Below are 17,611 nucleotides of genomic sequence, written 5' to 3'. Positions count from 1 at the left end.
AACCGTTATTTTCTGCTGAACGGACGTTGAATATTCGTGTCAGTCCTCCCCACAAAGGTCTGAAGCAAAATCCTACACAATGACCACTCCGTTTTGTGATAGAATAGGAAGCGTGATTGTAAAAGGTCAAAATGAACTTTTCCCACGTTATTTCATAAATTGTATGAAAAGAGATCGCTGGAAAAACTGATTGAGGTCCAATCAGAATATAATCAACTTATAATAGGACTGGTGTTTATGAATAAGAAGCAAAAGATCTATAATAAATTGTTGGAACTCGTAAAAGAGGAAAATGTTAAAGTGGATGAAATGTTGCGAGACCACTTATACACGAAGCTTGGCGGAAAAGCCGACTTTTTCATTACTCCAACATCCTACGAAGAAATTCAAAATGTCGTAAAGCTTTCGAATGAAGACAATATCCCTTTCACTTTGCTTGGAAATGGATCCAACTTAATTATTAAAGACGGCGGCATTCGTGGAATCGTCATCAACTTAAAACATCTGGATGCCATTTATTCTGAAGGCAACACAGTGGTCGCCCAAAGCGGTGCCCGTATCATTGACGCCTCTCGTTATGCTCTTGATAAAAAGTTATCCGGATTAGAGTTTGCCTGTGGTATCCCTGGAACTGTCGGAGGGGCGTTATACATGAATGCAGGTGCTTATGGTGGAGAAATCAAAGATGTGCTCGACTACGCGTATGTGGTAGATAAACACGGAAATCTCGTGAAGCGTCTCGCAGCTGAACTTGATCTTGATTATCGAACAAGTAACATTTCGGCTAATGGAGATATCGTAGTAGAGGCCACATTCCAACTGAAACCTGCGAAATATGAAGATATTAAAGAAGTGATGGACGACTTGACGTTCAAGCGCGAGTCTAAACAACCCCTTGAGTATCCTTCATGTGGGAGTGTCTTCAAACGGCCTCCGGGATATTTCGCTGGAAAGCTGATTCAAGACAGCAATCTTCAAGGCACCAATATCGGTGGTGCAGAAGTTTCTAAAAAGCATGCTGGGTTTATCATTAATAAAGATAATGCAACGACTTCTGATTATATCTCTTTGATTGAGCACGTTCAAAAAACGGTTAAAGATAAATTCGGAGTCGATTTGGAACGGGAAGTTCGAATCATCGGTGATGATAAAGACTAAAAAAGAGCCTGCGCAACGCGCAGGCTCTTTCTAATTCCCCACCTAAGTTCCATGATCTTGAAGACTCCGTTTCAAAGTTGGCAAAACGGCTCGTTTATGAATAAGGACATATCGTTATTCCTTAATAAGCACCTTTGGAATAGGTCAATTCATAACTGTGGGTGTAAATTTCGAAAACATTGCCGAAAGGATCTTCTACGTAAACCATCTTGTATGGTTTTTCCCCAGGGTAATATTCCCGAATAGGCATGCGCTGTTTTCCACCCTTGGCCTTCACTTTCTCGACAACGCCTTCGATATCCGGGTCTTGAATACAGAAATGGAAGATGCCAGTCTTCCAATATTCAAAGTTGTCTTCCGGATCTTCCTGGTGCGGGAATTCAAAAAGTTCAATACCTATTTTATCTCCGGTCGACAGGTGAGCAATTCTGAATGTGTCCCAATCATTGCCGAAAACGTCGCGGCACATTTGACCGACTGGTGTATCATCGTTATGGACGTCTGATGGTTCCATAATGACATACCACCCGAATAACTCTGTATAAAACTCAATCGCTTTTTCTAAATTTGGTACAGACAAACCGATATGTGAAAAACTTCTTGGATATGGGTACATGGTTTAAAACTCCTTCTTATGATTTTAGTTTTGCTACGATTTTACCTTTTACATGTCGTTCGGACAGTCGCTCAAGAGCCTGTGGAACCTCTTCCAATGAGATGGTCTCTTCCCGTAGAGACGAAAGTTTTCCTTCAACCATCATCTCAAGCATCTCATCCCCAATAACAGCAAGATCTTTTTGAGACTTTACATCCGCTCTATGTGCCGCTGCTAGGGCGATTTCATGGTACGATACAACGCTGGTAAAGGGTTTTACTTTAGTGAAATCAGGCGCACCGGCAATGTATACCAGATGGCCCATAAAGGAAAGAAATTCGAGTGATAAGGTAGCATTGTCACGACTTACTGTGTCCACAACTGCATCGACACCTTTACCATCTGTGATTTCTTTGACTCTTTGTTGGACATCTTCACTACGGTAATCAATGACGAAGTCTGCACCTAACTGGCGGACATGATCGTGATTATGGGCCGACGCTGTCGTAATGACCGTCTTTCCTGTCGCTTTTGCCAGTTGAATAGCAAAACCTCCAACACCCCCTGCTCCTGCGTGAATCAGTATGGTTTCCACTTGATCCAACGGTAGCTTACGATGGATGGCTTGGTAAGCGGTGTACCCAGCTGTCGGCAAGGCAGCCGCATCTTCAAAACTGACTTCATCAGGAATGTGGGAAATCGTATGAGCTGTCGTTACAGCATATTGCGCATAAGCCCCTTTTTTTAGCAAATCACCGTGGTAGACCACTCGATCTCCTTTTTCCCACTCAGTCACATCCTCTCCAAGCTCGACAATCGTCCCCGCACCGTCAAGACCAAGGATATGAGGGTACGTCCAATTCGGATTGCCATTCGTTGCAGTCTTATAATCCACAGGGTTCAACCCAGCCGCATGAACCTCAATTAAAACTTCTCCTTTTTTAGGATAAGGCTTTTCTACTTCCTGCACCTTCATTTCTTTCCATTGATTTTTATCTTGTAAAAGAAGTGCTTTCAACAGTCTTCATCTCCTCTTTAAACAGTTTCCTTCAACAAGTGAAACGATATACTATATACTAACGAGAGGTTCAGGTAGAAACAAGAAGGCACTTTTCAGTAACTGAGTTACTAAAGGGTAACCTAATGATGGTTAGAAATGAGGGAAACACGATGAAGGAACTGCAATCGGAATACCAATGCGCCATCAATTTAGTGATTGATTTAATCGGAGGAAAATGGAAAGTGTTATTACTCTGGCATTTGAATGAAGGGGACAAACGGTTCAATGAATTGAGAAGAACCATCCCTGAGATCACCAAAAAAATGCTGACCCAACAATTGAGAGAGCTTGAGGGACACGGACTTGTGAAGCGGACAGTTTTTGAAGAAGTTCCTCCAAGGGTGGTGTACTCTACGACTGACTTCGGACGCAAGCTTCAACCTGTGCTTTATGGAATGTGTCAATGGGGTGATGATTACGCAGAAAAAGAAGGGATTCAGATGAACAGCTGTTGGACAGGCCGGGATTTCATGCAAAAATAAAAGCGACCTGTTGTCAGGTCGCTTTCTTTATTAGGACATCCATTTCGGTGGCGTGTTTTTTTCCCAATAAATCTCGCCAAGCTCATGGTGTTTCATGAAATCATCCTCTTGCAAATGATAATGGAAGTTAAACCAGTATCCTTCACCAGGCCGTTTATCTCTTCGCACATGAAAACGGGCGATTTCTTCATCTGTATGTTTGTTTTGGATATTAAAAATTCTTTCTCCATATCCCGGAGATGGATCTTCTGTAATTTCATAATAAGGGACTTCGTTTTCATCAGCAGATGTAAGGATCTCCTCCATGACCTCTTCGATTTTTGGTAAGATCGTCGTTGTCATGTCTTCATCTACTTTTTCAATAATTCGTGGTCCCATCTTTGTAAGCGTCTGTGTTTTTGCTTGTTCCGTTATTGTTTCAATCCAATCATCAGTTGTCAGAGGCTCAACAGAGGATGGAGGGGTTATTTCGAATTCTTCTGTCTTTGAGGAATGAGGTGATTCTTGAACATGCCGATCGGCCGACAGCTCTTTTTTATCGGCTGCGTCTGTATCGATCTGCATCGGTGGTACGTAAAGGCCTAAAGTCATGACAGATATAAGTACAACAAATACTTTTCTCATTAGCGGCTTCATTTCAGACAATCTCCCTCTATTTCAGGATGACTTTATTTTACCATTTTCTCCGTGGTTGTCCATAAGCAAAAAGAAACCGTTTCCAGTTTCTCACTTTTGCACCTTTTGTTGAATGGTCATCAGCATACCATTAAGGGCGTTTAAGGAGTCCTTACTCTCCACTGCCTGTCAAAATTTCAGATGACTTTCACCACATTTGAAATTCACGCTTACAAAGATTCCTGCCTCCTCCAATTTTCATGTGGGTTTCTTTCCCTATACATGAAACAAGAAAATAAGGAAAACTTAAAAGATGAAAAAGGAGGAGGTAAAGATATGAATCCAAATCAAGGTCAAAATCAAAACCAGCAAGGACAGCAAATGCCACAAAACATGATGAATCCCAACCACGGAGGACATGAGTTATTTGATGCTCATGAAGTCATCGCAAGCTTAATCAATATGCTTGATCAGTATCAGATGTATGCACAGCATATCCAGGACCCTGAGCTTCAAAGCATTCAGCAGCGTCAACATGCGTTTGTGACTCAAATGTACAACACTATTGTCCAGAGTTTCAGCACAGGTCAAGATCCAGCTCAAGATACACAACAATATAAAATGCAGCAAAGCAACGAAGTCGTTTACGGAATCAAACCCGGCCAACCAAAGAAACCGAACCAATCGGTCAATGAACTCGCAGATAAAGGGCTCTCCGCCTATATGCTGGGACAAACAAAGACGCTTGCAACTTTATTGTCCATGACAGCGCTGGAAATGACGAACCCTGTCTTGCGCCGTGTGGTTGCAGACAGCGTCCCGAACTTCATCGAGATGAGTTATGAGATTTTCCTTTATCAGAACAAGCATGGGTACTACCAGGTTCCACAGTTGCAACAACAGGACATGAACCAAATGCTACAAAGCTATACAACCGCTCCTCAAGGAAACATGCCACACTAAACAAACAAGGACGCCTGCTTTTAGTGGGCGTCCTTTCGATTACATATTAAGCTATATGGCAGGATTGTGTAAGGCTCAGTTTCGAGATGTTTTCGGGGTTCGTTACCATGTTGAGCGTCAGGGGTGGCTGGGAAGCTACTCGCTTTCCTGTGGGGGAGTGGCAAGCTTCCTCGGACTACGTCCTGCGGGATCTCGCCTATCTCCTTCTCCCACGGGAGTCTCGCAGCTTCCCAACCACCCCATTTGATAAGTGTGAAAAACGAACCCACTTAGCCCAGGGCGAGTGTCTTCCACCATCCCTGTCCTAGATTGATAAAGCGCTCTGTAGCAGGCTTTCCATGAAAAATGTACACTCTTTAGTATCTACACGCTACTTTTGGAAGTTCCGCTATTTGTTGAAGTGGTTTCGAGACACTTATATGGCAAAGGGGCGGAGGGGAACGGCGAGACTCCTGTGGGAAAAAAGTGCATGGTGAGACCCCACAGGACGCAGTCCGAGGAGGCTCACCGCGCTCCCGCGGAAAGCGAGCTATTCCCCGCAGCCCCATCCACTCAACAAAAGTCTCGAAACTGAGTCTTCAAGAAAAGGGAGCTTTAATGCAATAAGGTGGTGTGCGATTTTATTAATACAAGGATCAGCGTTTTAATATAATATAGGGACATGCACCTATAAAGGAGGCCGTTCATCTTGCTTTTCAGTTATATTCTTCTTGGCCTATCATTATCTGCTCCGATTGGTCCCATCAATGCTGCCCAGTTGGACAAGGGGATCCGGTATGGCTTTTGGCATGCCTGGCTTGTCGGGGTGGGAGCGATGTGCGCGGATGCCTTATTTATGCTTATGATCTACCTTGGACTTGCTCAATATGTAGAACTCCCTCTAGTGAAAACGTTCCTTTGGTCTTTCGGAGCTTTCGTATTGATTTATACAGGCATAGAAAGCATGACTGCCTCCCATACAAAAGAAACAGACCGCTCCTTTTCATCAACAAAAATGAAAGCTTTCCGAACGGGATTTCTGATGGCTTTATCCAATCCTTTGAACATTCTTTTTTGGATCGGCATTTACGGTTCCATTCTAGCCCAAATTTCTTCTCAATATGAACATGCTCAACTGCTTGTTTACAGCGGGGGAATTTTTATTGGAATTATGTTGTGGGACCTGACAATGGCTGGAGCCGCTTCAGGCGCTAGAAGATGGATGACAGCAAGGTTGCTACGAGGAGTTTCTGTATTTTCAGGGCTATTGTTGATTGGTTTTGGACTTTATTTTGGGTATCAGGCAATCAAGATGTTTGTTGGATAGACAGTCACCTATAACTCCTCTCTCCAATAGGATATGGATGTATCCTAGGAGGGAGATTTTTATGTTGTACACCAAAGAAGAGATAGAGAACCACGTCATTGACTTCGACCTCTGGCAACATGAGGTTTACGAACATTTTTCGAGCATGATGAATCAGCGAGAAACCCCTTATCCATGTGTACCTGGAATTCAAGGGTTCATGAAAAACATGTTACGTTTCGGGTTTGTGGACGATCCACGTACAGATGAAAGTATAGATCAGTTAGCTGGTTTATTAAAAGAATATGGAGAAATTTCAAGAGACACGGGGAACTATGCTTCGCTCGTCATCTTTTGCGATACACGAGCACTCTTGGAAGAACAAACAACCATAGATAGTTATGAAGATCTTTTCTGGAATATACTCAACAAAACGCATAAAAAAGACCCGTCCCCGTGGCCTGAAGGCATCCCTAAAAATCCTGAAGACCCGGCATGGGAATTTTGTTTCAATGGAGAACCTTACTTTGCTTTCTGTGCAACCCCTGCTCATGAAATAAGAAACAGCCGCTTCTTTCCTTTTCTGTTACTCGCTTTTCAGCCACGTTGGGTTTTTGATGAGATCAATGATTCTACTCCTTTTGGCAGGAAGATCAAAAAGGTGATTCGTAAGCGTTTGGTGGAATATGACGGCATTCCCACACATCCTGCATTAAAGTGGTATGGGCAAAAAGATAACCATGAATGGAAGCAATACTTTTTAAAAGATGATGAGTCGACCTTACCCAAATGCCCTTTTACCTCTCTGAAAAACAAATGGAAAAGTTTACGCCCCTGACTGGGGTGTTTTATTTTGTTTCACCCATGTAGCGACTGCGATGAGGACTAAGAACGAAAGGCTGACAAGGAAACCGATTCTCGTCATGGAGTCGATCCATGTTCCTGTTACAGCAACAACGATCAGGCTGATCCCAATGAACACGAGTGCCGTTCCCTTTTTCCCTTTCACCATTAATTTCCGGTATGACAATAAGATAAAAGCCCAGTTGTATAAGAGCATCAAGCCTGCTGCCGTCGTTACATACTCAAATATCCGATCAGGAAGGAGGACGGCAAGAATGATGGAGAGGATCACAACACTTATCGTCAGAAGAAACGCAGGTTTTGAGACTTTTCCTTCTTCTTTTTCTACGAATATCTTCGGGGCATCCCCTTCCTCACTCAAAGTCATCACCATCGTTGTAACCGCATAAAGAGAAGCGACCATTGTTGAGAATCCCGCAATGATTAATACACTATTGAAGAGATGCGGCACCCAAGGAAAAGAATATTCTGTCAAGGCTGTGAGAAAAGGGCTTTCCTCTGTCGAGATATTCTTCCACGAGGCAAGAGTGATAACAAAATAAAAGGCGACCACATAAACACAGGTGAGCACAATAAGCATCAGCGTTCCTGATTTTGGTGCATCTTTCGGGTCTTTCAATTCATTAGCCATCAATCCCATAACTTCGATGCCACCAAAGGCGTAAAACGCATAAAGCAGGGCGATCCAAAGTCCGGACCACTCTCCATCAAAAAGAGTAGACATCGGGGTTGTTACAGCCTGTGGTTTTCCTCCACCGATCACTCCAGTCATAGCAAGAATAGCAATAAGAATGAACATGAGAATCGCAGATATCTTAATCAGTCCGAAAACATTCTCCATTCTCTCTACTTGTTGTACCCCAAGCCAAATGACCAAGAGACCGAGGACCGCAAAAACACAGGCCAACATCCATAATGGAATCGCCGAAAACCAGAACTGTGCAAAAATGGCGAGGGCGGTCAGCTGACTCCCCATAATCAACATTTCTGAGGACCAGTAAACCCAGCCGTTACTGAATCCAGCCCATGGCCCAAAGGCTTGTTTGGCATACGTCCGAAACGACCCTTTTTCAGGATGGTTCGCGGTCATGGCGGCCAGCGACCGGAAAACGATATAGGTCCCTATCCCCGCCAATAAATAGGCGAGCAATACAGCTGGTCCCGCTTTTTCGATGGCAATGCTGGATCCGAGAAAAAAACCTGTTCCGATAATACATCCAATCCCAATGAATGAAAGCTGCCACCATGCTAGCTTACCTTTTTTATGTACATCAGCCATTCCCACCCCTCCTCCTGCATTTAGTTTGAAATGATTCGTCAGGATTATGTGCGGCGGAGCAAGAATGTTTTTTTGTGATGAGGAGAAAGTATCAAGAGATGAAAAAAGGAGCGTGGCATTCTTGATTACATTGACCCCTAATTGTTGGAATGAATTCGACGAGCTTAAGAGTGTCGTTGTTTGTACACCCTCTGCCCTCCATGTCCCTGATAAACAAACCGCAACGGATCTCCGGTGGGAAAAGACAGCAGATAGCAATAAGATGAGACGATGCTTCACCAAAATGGTCGACGCCATGAGTAACGCGGGGGTTCAAGTTGTTGACTATTCCACTTTCCTCAGAGATGAGGAAAGGGCTTTCCACGAACAGTTGATCAACCGCGTCTTTGTCCGTGATCTCGCCTGTGTGTTCGGGAATCATGTAATCCCTGGGGAAGCGGGAACCACCATGAGGAGACCTGAATATATTCATGCACATAAGGTTTTTGAGCAATGGTTTGATGAAGCACATTTTTCCATCCACGAAAATGATACAGCAAATGCGCTTGAGAACGGGGATGTATTTGTTTTAAGCAAGGATGCGGTCTTTATCAATGTGGGGATGCGGTCAAGCTATGAAAGCGCAAAAGCGTTAAAAGATAAATTAATTCCTCTCGGTTTTACTGAGATCGGTGTCATCGACCTTCCCCGTCGTGGAGATACGATGCACTTAGATATGAATTTAAATATTGCTGGAGGAGGACTAGCTTTAGCTAAAGGTTATATGCGCTATTTTCCTGTCGAAATTTTATCTGCAAAAGGATCCACGTATGTCATGATGCACGAATTCCTTCATCGTCATGGATATGAGATTATCTGGACCGATGAAGTGAAACATACGGTGGCAGATATCAACTTCTTGAACCTGGATCCAGAAACATTACTCATCAGCACGAAAGCTCACAAAAAAATCTTTCGCCATGAGCGTTTGAAAAAAAAGCGGCTGATAGAAGTGGATGTTGATGAATTGGAAGCTGGCGGGGGCGGACTTCGCTGTATGACCTTGCCTATTGAGCGTAGAAGTTAGAAAGCATGTGTATGCGTGCTCTCTTCTTCTGAACGTTACAACATTCGTTTTCTCTATACGAATGACAAATAAAGGACTGAGAAAGGATAAGATTAGGAGGTGTTTATTATGGAACATCTTAAATTATTCGCAATGAAATTCATCTTCACGTTTGCGATCCTTTTCATTCTTTTAGGTGCAGGTTTTGGTATCCCTTTTGGAGATGTTTTTCTCATCAGCTTAGTTCTTAGCCTAGTGGGCTATGCTGTAGGAGACCGAATCGTTCTTGACCGTACTAAAAACACTACAGCCACACTGATCGATGTAGTGTTAATTTTCGGTTTTGTCTATTTTATGACAGAAGCTCTTACAATCGGAGACGGAGTTCTCACCGCTTCCTTCCTTTCTGCACTCTCTTTAGCTATATTTGAATACTTCTTCCATCAATCTGTCGTCAGAACCATGGAAGAAAATGAAACCGACAACGATGCATTCACTCCAGCAGGAGAACTGCGCACAGAAGCCTCTGAAGAGCTGACGCCATACGAAGATAATGATGAGAAATAATAGAAGACCTGGTCACTCAATATCAGGGGACCAGGTCTTCTATTTTATGGTCATTTCATTGTCGCATGTGACAGATAACAGCTATGAAAGAAACTCATGATTGCTTCTTGTTTTTACTTATTTAACCATAGTGACTGGACAGGACGCTACATGTAGAACATTAAAACTAACACTGCCCACGATCTTACTTTTAATCGCACCTAATCCACGAGACCCCATTACGATACTATGGACATTCGATTCTTTTGCTTCTTTAGCAATTTCATAGTCTGGTGAACCAATTCTCATTTTTGTGTGTACGGTTACCTCTGAATTTTCAACTACTTTCAGTGCACCATCAATCACTTCTTTGGCACTTTCCTGCTGATACTTACGCACTTCTTCTCTGCTTACAAACCGATTGATATTAGGGGAATTGTAATTATATTGAACATTTAAAAGGAGAATCTCTGCATCCATTGCTTTCGCTATTTCCATTGCATGTTGTAAAGCTCTTATCGAGAAATCTGAACCATCAATCGGTACTAAAATTTTTTGTGACATTAGAATTCGCTCCTTCAAAGAAATATTTATGAATAGAATAGCTTCACAATAAAATTGAAAACGCTTCCGTGTGTTCTTATAAAAAAAGACCCTAGCTTTTCGAAGATACTTTTCCTTCGCTCGTTTTGCTAAAGGCTTCCTTAAGAATATTTTACCAAATTTATTCTGTTATAAATACAAAAATTTCATCTTAGTTATGAATGGAAATCATTTTTAGCAATGAGTATGAAGGAAGGAGAAGGTTTTATTAAGGGGGCATCATGAAGGAGTTACATTCCCTTGAAAGAAAATTAAAGCATAAAAAAACCACCAATGTATGTATTGGTGGAGACGGTGGGAGTCGAACCCACGTCCGGAGATATCGGCACTCGGGCTTCTACGAGTGTAGTTGATATATTATAGTTCACTGCCTCTTCAGCCTACCAACAGGCTTCCGAGGAGCTAGCCTGATTGTTCTCTTCGTTTTTCCTCAGGCGGTGGAAAAACGCGTAGCCCACTTTAGTTTGAGACCCTTCATCTAGCACATGGGCGATGCCAGGAAGGATCAGCTATAGTCTACTTACGCAGCTACAGCTAGGTTTTCGTTAGATTCGCCAGTTATATTTAGGCAAATGACGGTTTTACGAGGCGTCGCTCGACTCGCAACCCGAGCTCGACCTATCCCCGTCGAATCCGTAACGTCCCCGTTAGGATTAAGGGATAACAGTCAAGCTGTTAATCCATGTCGTGTTGACGACAAATACTATTATAGCAGAAATATAATATTTTTCAAGGGGGTATGCATTAGCGAAGGCTGTCCTTGATTGCACGGTCGATCTCACGCTTCTGTTGTTTACGCTTCAGATCTTCTCGCTTATCATATTTCTTCTTGCCTCGACCAACTCCAACAAGCACTTTAGCCACACCATTCTTAATATATACTTTCAATGGAACTAGAGAATAACCTTTCTGCTGGGTTTGACCAATCAGTTGGTTGATTTCCTTTCGGTGCAGCAACAGCTTACGTGCCCGTGTTGGTTCATGGTTGTAAATATTCCCCTGCTCGTATGGAGAAATGTGCATGTTGTGTAAATACACTTCCCCTTTATTGATGCGGGCAAAGCTGTCTTTCAAGTTCAAACGTCCATTACGGATCGATTTGATTTCTGTCCCCTGTAAAACGATTCCTGCTTCAAATGTTTCTTCTATGGCAAAATCGTGACGGGCTTTTTTATTTTGAGCTAACGTTTTTCCATGTCCTCTTGGCATACCTTTTCCTCCTCTGTTGCGTCCCTTCATTGTACCAAAACTCATTGTCATTTCCAATTGATATCAAACGGATGAAATCTGATCTGTCTGAATAGACTTTTTCTGTCAGCGTGTGAGAATATTAAGTTGCACATGCTTGATAAAGGAGATACAACGAATGGAACAAGTCATGAACGTAAAACCATTAACGATAGAAGACTACCCCGCCCTCAAAGAAATGGATACAGGGATAGAAGACGACTATGTGGTACGGATTTTTGATCGTCTCATCACTTCTGACAGTCATGAACTCTTCGGACTCTTTCAAAATGGACGGATGCTTGCTGTTGGCGGCTACAGCTTATTTGGTCAGGATAAATTCGCTATGCTCGGCCGGCTGCGAAGTGATCGCCGCTTTCATATGAAAGGAAACGCCACCGAGTTACTCAAGCCTGTCGTTAATCAATTGAGAAGAGATCCAAGAGTAAGCTGGATCGGCGCAAATACACACCTTGGAAATTTACCTGCAAGACGTGTCCTTGAAAAACTCGGGATCGATCAAGGGCCAATCATACATTACCTGATTTTAAAACGCCCCGATTTGTTGACAGGACATACGCCAGGTCCTGTATGGAATCCTGTCCATGATTTAAAAAGAAAGCGCGGCCTGTTGACCGGTTTGGAAGAAAACTCCTTAGGAACTTTTCCATACGAATGCTACTATCCCTTCCCTTTTGACGAGGCTCTATTCACCGATGATTATTTACAGGTTTGCTCCTTTTTTGAGAATCCCGATCAAAGCCGGTTTGTCATCATAAAAAATGATACAAAAAAATACGATTATTCTCATGTCAAATACTTTTGGGACGATCATTATGCTCAAACCGGCTTGTTTGAAACCATCCTCCATCATTGGAATAACAACCCGGATAATGTCGGTTGCTGGATTGATTTTTCCGACCAGGGATTTAAGAACATTCCTGAACTGACCGCCTATGATGTCCAGGAACCATGGATTCTTTATGGCTCTTGGAAAAAGCCACAATTATGAAAATTCTCCTGCATATATTGACAAGCTCCTTCATAGTATTTAGAATCCTCTAAGGAAAAATTTTAACGCAAGAAAGGATTAAAGACTATGAACTTTATGCAAGCCGTACAGCTGTTAGATGAAGGTCATGCTTTGGAACGTCATACATGGAAGAGTTCCGGATATATCGTAAAAGATGAAAAAGGGAAAATTGTTTTCTTTGATCATAATGAACCTACTTTTTATTCCTTAACGACAGAAGATGCCCTCGCATCTGATTGGGAACAAACAGATAAAGATCAATGGACAATCGTATCTGTCTCTCACGATCGCGAATTGATGCAGGGGAAACTTTTTGTTTCTTATCACATTTGCGCTGAAAACGGAGGCAGCATCATGAATAACCACCTCGTGGAAGCCGATGAATTGTCTCAGTGGTCCCGTTTCGTAAATCTGGACCTTACCAATTCGGCACGCTATTTGAATGAACAAGATGTAGCCACTGTTCAAAATACGATCAGTGCATAAAACTTCACTAAAAAACGCGCGAATGATTTCGCGCGTTTTTCTTATTTTTTCTTTTTGCTTCCTTTTTTAACGCCCTTGTTTCTGTAAAAAGGTTTGTTCCCTTTTTGTTTGTTTTTCTTCTTCTCTTTTTTGCGATCCGGTCCTTTGGACTTGATCTGTTTCGGACGCTCTGGGCGTTTCCGTTCTTTCCTCGGTTTCATGCCATCAATTTCGAAATCAACCACTCGCTCATCAATATTGACATTCGTAACCTTGATGGTTACTTCATCGCCGATACGGTAAACATTCCCTGTGCGTTCACCAATCATGGCATATTGCTTTTCATGGTAATGATAATAATCGTCGGTCAATGTACTAACGTGCACCAGTCCTTCAACGGTGTTCGGAAGTTCGACGAACATTCCAAAGCTGGTCACTGAACTGATAACACCTTCATATTCTTCTCCGATTTTATCCTGCATGAATTCTGCCTTTTTCAAATCATCCGTTTCTCGTTCTGCATCCACTGCCGCTCGTTCCATTTCTGAAGAATGGCGGGCGATTTCAGGCATTTGATCTTTCCAATGTTTCCGTGTCTTGTAATCCAGCTTCTCTTCAACCAAGTAAGTGCGGATCAGACGGTGGACGATCAAGTCCGGATACCGACGGATCGGGGAAGTGAAGTGAGTGTAGAAATCTGTGGCCAATCCGAAGTGACCGAGACCTTGAGGGTCATACTTCGCCTGCTGCATGGAACGCAGCATCAGTTTCGAGATAATCATATCTTCCTGTGTGCCCTTAACTTCTTCCAGCACCTTCTGTAAAGCCTGCGGATGCACATTATCGGCCGTTCCTTTTACTGAATACCCCATATTGGCAACAAACTCAAAAAAGTTCTGGAGCTTATCTTCATCCGGATCCTGGTGAATACGGTGAATGAACGGAACATCCATCCAGTGGAAATGTTCAGCTACAGTTTCGTTCGCAGCCAACATGAATTCTTCAATCAAACGCTCTGCGACAGAACGCTCACGCAAGCGGACATCGACAGCTTTACCTTCTTCATCAACGACCACTCCGGCTTCTTTAAAGTCAAAATCAATGGCTCCGCGACCCATTCTTTTTCCTCTCAAAATACTCGCCAGCTTCTCCATATCTCTGAACATCGGCACAAGCTCTTCATATTTTTTGATCAATTCAGGATCTTCGTCCTGTAAAATGCTGTTCACATCTTTATAGGTCATTCGTTCATTGGTCTTAATGACACTTTGGAAAATTTCGTGGTTCACGACTTCTCCATGGCTGTTGATTTCCATTTCACAAGTCAATGTCAGACGATCCACTTGTGGATTCAAGGAACAGATCCCGTTGGATAAACGGTGCGGGATCATTGGAATAACACGATCCACTAAATACACACTCGTCGCACGTTCCCTCGCTTCCTGATCGATCGGAGAGCCTTCTTCAACATAATAGGTGACATCAGCAATGGAAACGCCGAGTTTATAGTTGCCGTTATCAAGCTTTTTGACCATGACGGCATCATCAAGGTCCTTAGCGTCCGCTCCATCAATCGTAACGATCATTTCATCACGCAGATCGCGGCGGTTTTTGATTTCATCTGGGTGGATTTCATCCGGCGTGTCTGCCGCTTGTTGCAACACTTCCTCAGGAAAGTCCACTTTGATGCCATGCTTATAAATGATGGAGATGATATCAATGCCAGGGTCATTTTTATGGCCGAGAATTTCTACGATTTCCCCTTCAGCACTCATACGATCTTCCGGGAACTTCGTTATATTCACGATCACTTTATGTCCATCGATGGCGCCATTGTTCTGACTCTTCGGAATGAAGATATCATTTGGAATCCGCTTATCATCGGCAATGACAAAACCGAAATTGCGGCTGGATTCATATGTTCCAACGACACGCGTCGTGGCCCTTTCCAAAATACGGATGACCGTACCTTCCGGCCGCGTCCCATCCTCTTTCCGTTTTTCAATACGGACGAGAACTTTATCATTGTTCATGGCTGAATGAAGGTCGGAATGATGAATGTACACATCATCCTTGTCTTCCTCATCAGGGATTAGAAAAGCGAAGCCTTTCGCATGCATTTGAATACGTCCTCGAATCAGGTTCATCTTCTCCGGAAGACCAAAGCGGTTTTTACGCGTCCGCACAAGCTCTCCCTCTTCCTCAAGCTCATTCAGTACCTTCATGAGGTCCTTGAATTCATCAGAACTCCCAAGTTCTAATGTCTCTTCAAGTTCTTGTACAGATAGTGGTTTTGATGCTGTTTCTTTGAAAAAGTCTAAAATTTGCTGTTTTAACTCTATACTCAATTGTCTTACCTCCTTTTAAATGAAGGACAAGACTCCGGCGTCATGACCAGTCCAGAGACTCTAGGAAAGCGAGGACGTCTTCGTGCAGCTGCTCTTTTTCCTTATCCATTGTGATCACGTGACCAGAGTTTTTGTACCATTTAATATCTTTTTGATCAGCTTCTACTTGTTCATAAATATAGTTTGCACTTTCTGTGTTAATCATTTCATCATTTTCTGCTTGTACAACAAAGGTAGGAGTATAAATTTGATCGACTTCGTCATGAACCTCTGTAATAAATCCGCCCAACTGCTTGAACATCTCTTTTGATTCATCCAGAAGCTCCTCTACTTCGCGATCGATAGTTTCTTTATCTTTTCCTTCTAGTTGTTTATACTGCCTTGCTTTGAATTCAAAACCTTGGGTTAATTGTTTCTCATTGTCAAAAAACATCGGGGAACACATCGTAATGATTCCTTTGATTGGTTCCGAATAAGCAAGTTTCAGGCCAAGGACGCCTCCAAGTGACAATCCGGCGACAGCAATTTTCTCATACCCAAGCTCGCGCAAATGGTTCAAGGCGTTTTGAACATCCGCCCACCAATCTTCAGGCCTTGCCTCGATCAATGCCTCAAGCTCTTGTCCATGCCCTGCATAAATAGGTGCATGTGTCGTATAGCCGTGCTTTTGTAAAAACCGGCCAAGCATCCGCACATCGGCAGAGTGACCAGTAAAACCATGTAGTAATAATACCGCACGTTCTCCTTCCTCAAACGTAAATGGCTGAGGTTGTTTAATTTTCATGTCATTCTCTCCTTACTTCATCTATGTCCTGTTTTTAAGATTTCATTCTAAAGTGCAATGTATTCTATTTTACCAAAATTAAGTTGCCCTGGCACATTTTGAACCTCAATAACCTTGTACCCTTATTATTTAACTAAATGGCAGGATTCTTTAAGACTCAGTTTCGAGATGTTTTTTGAATGGATGGGGCTGCGGGGAATGAATCGCTTTCCGCGGGGCCCCACACGAAGTGGGGTCGTTCGATGTTGGCACAGGACGTGCCGAACTTAATCGAACTTCCTCTATTCTCTTGAGCCTCCTCGAGCTTCGCTCTGCGGGGTCTCACCAAGCACTTTTTTCCTGCAGGAGTCTCCCCATTCCCCTCCGCCCCTTTGCAATGTAAGATTCTCGAAACCACTTCTGGAAAAATCAGCTTGTATGATTAAGGTAAGTGGATAATAATCACTCTCCCCAGCCTGAATTCAGAAAATAAAAGCCTGATAAAGAGCGCTTTATCCGTGCTTAGGAGGGAAGAGTGGGAGACACTCCCTCTCGGTTTAGGGGTTCGTTTCTTCCTTACGTGGAATGGGGTGGTTGAGAAGCTGCGAGACTCCCGTGGGAGAAGGAGATAGGCGAGATCCCGCAGGACGCAGTCCGAGGAAGCTCGGCGCTCCCCCATAGGAAAGCGAGTGGCTTCCCAACCACCCCTGACTCCAAATACGGCAAACGAAGCCCGGTTATCTCGAAACTGAGCCTTCCACAATCAGGAGCTTTAGCGCTAGTTGAGATTTGAATTAGGAGAACATAAAAAACTGCGCTTCATTTTATGAAGCGCAGTTTTTTTGATTAACCGAGGATATATGCAGTTAAGAAAGCTAAAACAAAGAAAAGAACGCCTGTTACTACCGTTGCTTTGTGCAACACTGCGTCAATTCCCCGTGCTTTCTGCTTCCCAAATAGTTGTTCCGCTCCGCCAGAAATCGCTCCTGAAAGACCGGCACTCTTTCCGGATTGCAATAGTACAAGGACGATCATTGCAATCGTGTTGATGGTTAGTAAAGTAATTGCAAGTGTTTCCATGATGTGCCCACACCTCCTAAAAACGTACAGATAACTAGTTTAAATGTAGCATAAAAGCCTTTCATCAGCAAGCTTATTCTAAATTCATAAAAGGTTTATACACAGGTAACGGACGAACTGAAAAAAAGAGAATGTCGTATAGGAAATAAAACTTATTTAATGATAGAAAGGACAAATTATTTTTGCAGAAGATTCTTTGG

Annotated in this window: 18 protein-coding genes and 1 other RNA gene; 9 read left to right on the top strand and 10 right to left on the bottom strand. The window is 43.0% G+C overall.

Going from position 1 to position 17,611, the window contains the following annotated elements:
- Positions 1 to 237 precede the first annotated feature (237 nt).
- Entirely contained in the window at positions 238 to 1,158 is a 921-nt protein-coding gene (murB, locus tag BLS23_RS04800) for a UDP-N-acetylmuramate dehydrogenase (RefSeq protein WP_089651396.1), read from the top strand.
- Between the two features lie 121 nt (positions 1,159 to 1,279).
- Here the strand turns inward: murB and BLS23_RS04795 are convergent, their stop codons facing one another.
- Together BLS23_RS04795 and BLS23_RS04790 are read right to left on the bottom strand one after the other, a co-directional pair.
- Positions 1,280 to 1,774, bottom strand: a complete 495-nt coding sequence (locus BLS23_RS04795; protein ID WP_089651395.1) for a lactoylglutathione lyase family protein — start codon at positions 1,772 to 1,774, stop codon at positions 1,280 to 1,282.
- A gap of 16 nt (positions 1,775 to 1,790) precedes the next feature.
- Entirely contained in the window at positions 1,791 to 2,771 is a 981-nt protein-coding gene (locus BLS23_RS04790) for a zinc-binding dehydrogenase (RefSeq protein ID WP_089651394.1), read from the bottom strand.
- 152 nt (positions 2,772 to 2,923) lie between these two features.
- Here BLS23_RS04790 and BLS23_RS04785 point away from each other — a divergent pair, with 152 nt between their 5' ends.
- A complete protein-coding gene (locus BLS23_RS04785; RefSeq protein WP_089651393.1) occupies positions 2,924 to 3,295 on the top strand; it encodes a winged helix-turn-helix transcriptional regulator in 372 nt (123 codons plus the stop codon).
- A gap of 30 nt (positions 3,296 to 3,325) precedes the next feature.
- Here BLS23_RS04785 and BLS23_RS04780 read toward each other — a convergent pair whose 3' ends face one another.
- Positions 3,326 to 3,931 (bottom strand): YpjP family protein, encoded by a 606-nt coding sequence (locus BLS23_RS04780; protein WP_089651392.1) that lies wholly within the window; start codon positions 3,929 to 3,931, stop codon positions 3,326 to 3,328.
- A gap of 315 nt (positions 3,932 to 4,246) precedes the next feature.
- On the opposite strand from BLS23_RS04780, the gene BLS23_RS04775 reads away from it, so the two are divergent.
- The 3 genes from BLS23_RS04775 to BLS23_RS04765 all read left to right on the top strand — a co-directional run bounded on the left by BLS23_RS04775 (position 4,247) and on the right by BLS23_RS04765 (position 6,996).
- Entirely contained in the window at positions 4,247 to 4,873 is a 627-nt protein-coding gene (locus tag BLS23_RS04775) for a spore coat protein (protein ID WP_089651426.1), read from the top strand.
- Positions 4,874 to 5,561: 688 nt separating this feature from the next.
- Positions 5,562 to 6,179 (top strand): LysE family transporter, encoded by a 618-nt coding sequence (locus tag BLS23_RS04770; RefSeq protein WP_089651391.1) that lies wholly within the window; start codon positions 5,562 to 5,564, stop codon positions 6,177 to 6,179.
- Positions 6,180 to 6,240: 61 nt separating this feature from the next.
- Positions 6,241 to 6,996, top strand: coding sequence for a YqcI/YcgG family protein (locus BLS23_RS04765; protein WP_089651390.1), 756 nt, complete (start codon positions 6,241 to 6,243; stop codon positions 6,994 to 6,996).
- Here BLS23_RS04765 and BLS23_RS04760 read toward each other — a convergent pair.
- Positions 6,985 to 8,301, bottom strand: coding sequence for an amino acid permease (locus BLS23_RS04760; RefSeq protein ID WP_089651389.1), 1,317 nt, complete (start codon positions 8,299 to 8,301; stop codon positions 6,985 to 6,987). The two genes, BLS23_RS04765 and BLS23_RS04760, sit on opposite strands and share 12 nt — an antisense overlap.
- A 121-nt stretch (positions 8,302 to 8,422) precedes the next feature.
- Here BLS23_RS04760 and BLS23_RS04755 point away from each other — a divergent pair, with 121 nt between their 5' ends.
- Positions 8,423 to 9,367: an arginine deiminase family protein gene (locus tag BLS23_RS04755; RefSeq protein ID WP_425250612.1), complete on the top strand. Its 945-nt coding sequence runs from the start codon at positions 8,423 to 8,425 to the stop codon at positions 9,365 to 9,367.
- 108 nt (positions 9,368 to 9,475) lie between these two features.
- Positions 9,476 to 9,913: a YndM family protein gene (locus BLS23_RS04750; RefSeq protein WP_089651387.1), complete on the top strand. Its 438-nt coding sequence runs from the start codon at positions 9,476 to 9,478 to the stop codon at positions 9,911 to 9,913.
- A 117-nt stretch (positions 9,914 to 10,030) separates the two neighbouring features.
- Here BLS23_RS04750 and BLS23_RS04745 read toward each other — a convergent pair whose 3' ends face one another.
- The 3 genes from BLS23_RS04745 to smpB form a co-directional block, all read right to left on the bottom strand.
- Positions 10,031 to 10,456 carry a universal stress protein gene (locus BLS23_RS04745; RefSeq protein ID WP_089651386.1) on the bottom strand — a complete coding sequence of 142 codons (426 nt, stop codon included), beginning with the start codon at positions 10,454 to 10,456 and terminating at the stop codon, positions 10,031 to 10,033.
- A 322-nt stretch (positions 10,457 to 10,778) separates the two neighbouring features.
- Positions 10,779 to 11,141, bottom strand: a transfer-messenger RNA (tmRNA) gene (gene ssrA, locus BLS23_RS04740).
- 98 nt (positions 11,142 to 11,239) lie between these two features.
- On the bottom strand, positions 11,240 to 11,704 hold the full coding sequence (smpB, locus tag BLS23_RS04735; protein ID WP_089651385.1) for an SsrA-binding protein SmpB: 465 nt from the start codon (positions 11,702 to 11,704) through the stop codon (positions 11,240 to 11,242).
- Positions 11,705 to 11,861: 157 nt separating this feature from the next.
- Here smpB and BLS23_RS04730 point away from each other — a divergent pair, with 157 nt between their 5' ends.
- Together BLS23_RS04730 and BLS23_RS04725 are read left to right on the top strand one after the other, a co-directional pair.
- Complete coding sequence (locus BLS23_RS04730; RefSeq protein ID WP_089651384.1) at positions 11,862 to 12,734, top strand: GNAT family N-acetyltransferase; 873 nt, start codon at positions 11,862 to 11,864, stop codon at positions 12,732 to 12,734.
- Between the two features lie 87 nt (positions 12,735 to 12,821).
- Positions 12,822 to 13,241, top strand: a complete 420-nt coding sequence (locus BLS23_RS04725) for a Thoeris anti-defense Tad2 family protein (RefSeq protein WP_089651383.1) — start codon at positions 12,822 to 12,824, stop codon at positions 13,239 to 13,241.
- Between the two features lie 41 nt (positions 13,242 to 13,282).
- Here the strand turns inward: BLS23_RS04725 and rnr are convergent, their stop codons facing one another.
- From rnr to secG, 3 genes are all read right to left on the bottom strand, one after another.
- Positions 13,283 to 15,568: a ribonuclease R gene (rnr, locus tag BLS23_RS04720; protein ID WP_089651382.1), complete on the bottom strand. Its 2,286-nt coding sequence runs from the start codon at positions 15,566 to 15,568 to the stop codon at positions 13,283 to 13,285.
- 40 nt (positions 15,569 to 15,608) lie between these two features.
- Positions 15,609 to 16,352 carry an alpha/beta hydrolase gene (locus BLS23_RS04715; RefSeq protein ID WP_089651381.1) on the bottom strand — a complete coding sequence of 248 codons (744 nt, stop codon included), beginning with the start codon at positions 16,350 to 16,352 and terminating at the stop codon, positions 15,609 to 15,611.
- 825 nt (positions 16,353 to 17,177) lie between these two features.
- Positions 17,178 to 17,411, bottom strand: coding sequence for a preprotein translocase subunit SecG (gene secG / locus BLS23_RS04710; RefSeq protein ID WP_089651380.1), 234 nt, complete (start codon positions 17,409 to 17,411; stop codon positions 17,178 to 17,180).
- Positions 17,412 to 17,611 lie beyond the last annotated feature (200 nt).

Source organism: Halobacillus aidingensis (assembly GCF_900104185.1).
GTDB lineage: Bacteria > Bacillota > Bacilli > Bacillales > Halobacillaceae > Halobacillus > Halobacillus aidingensis.
This window is presented reverse-complemented; position numbering and strand designations above follow the sequence as displayed.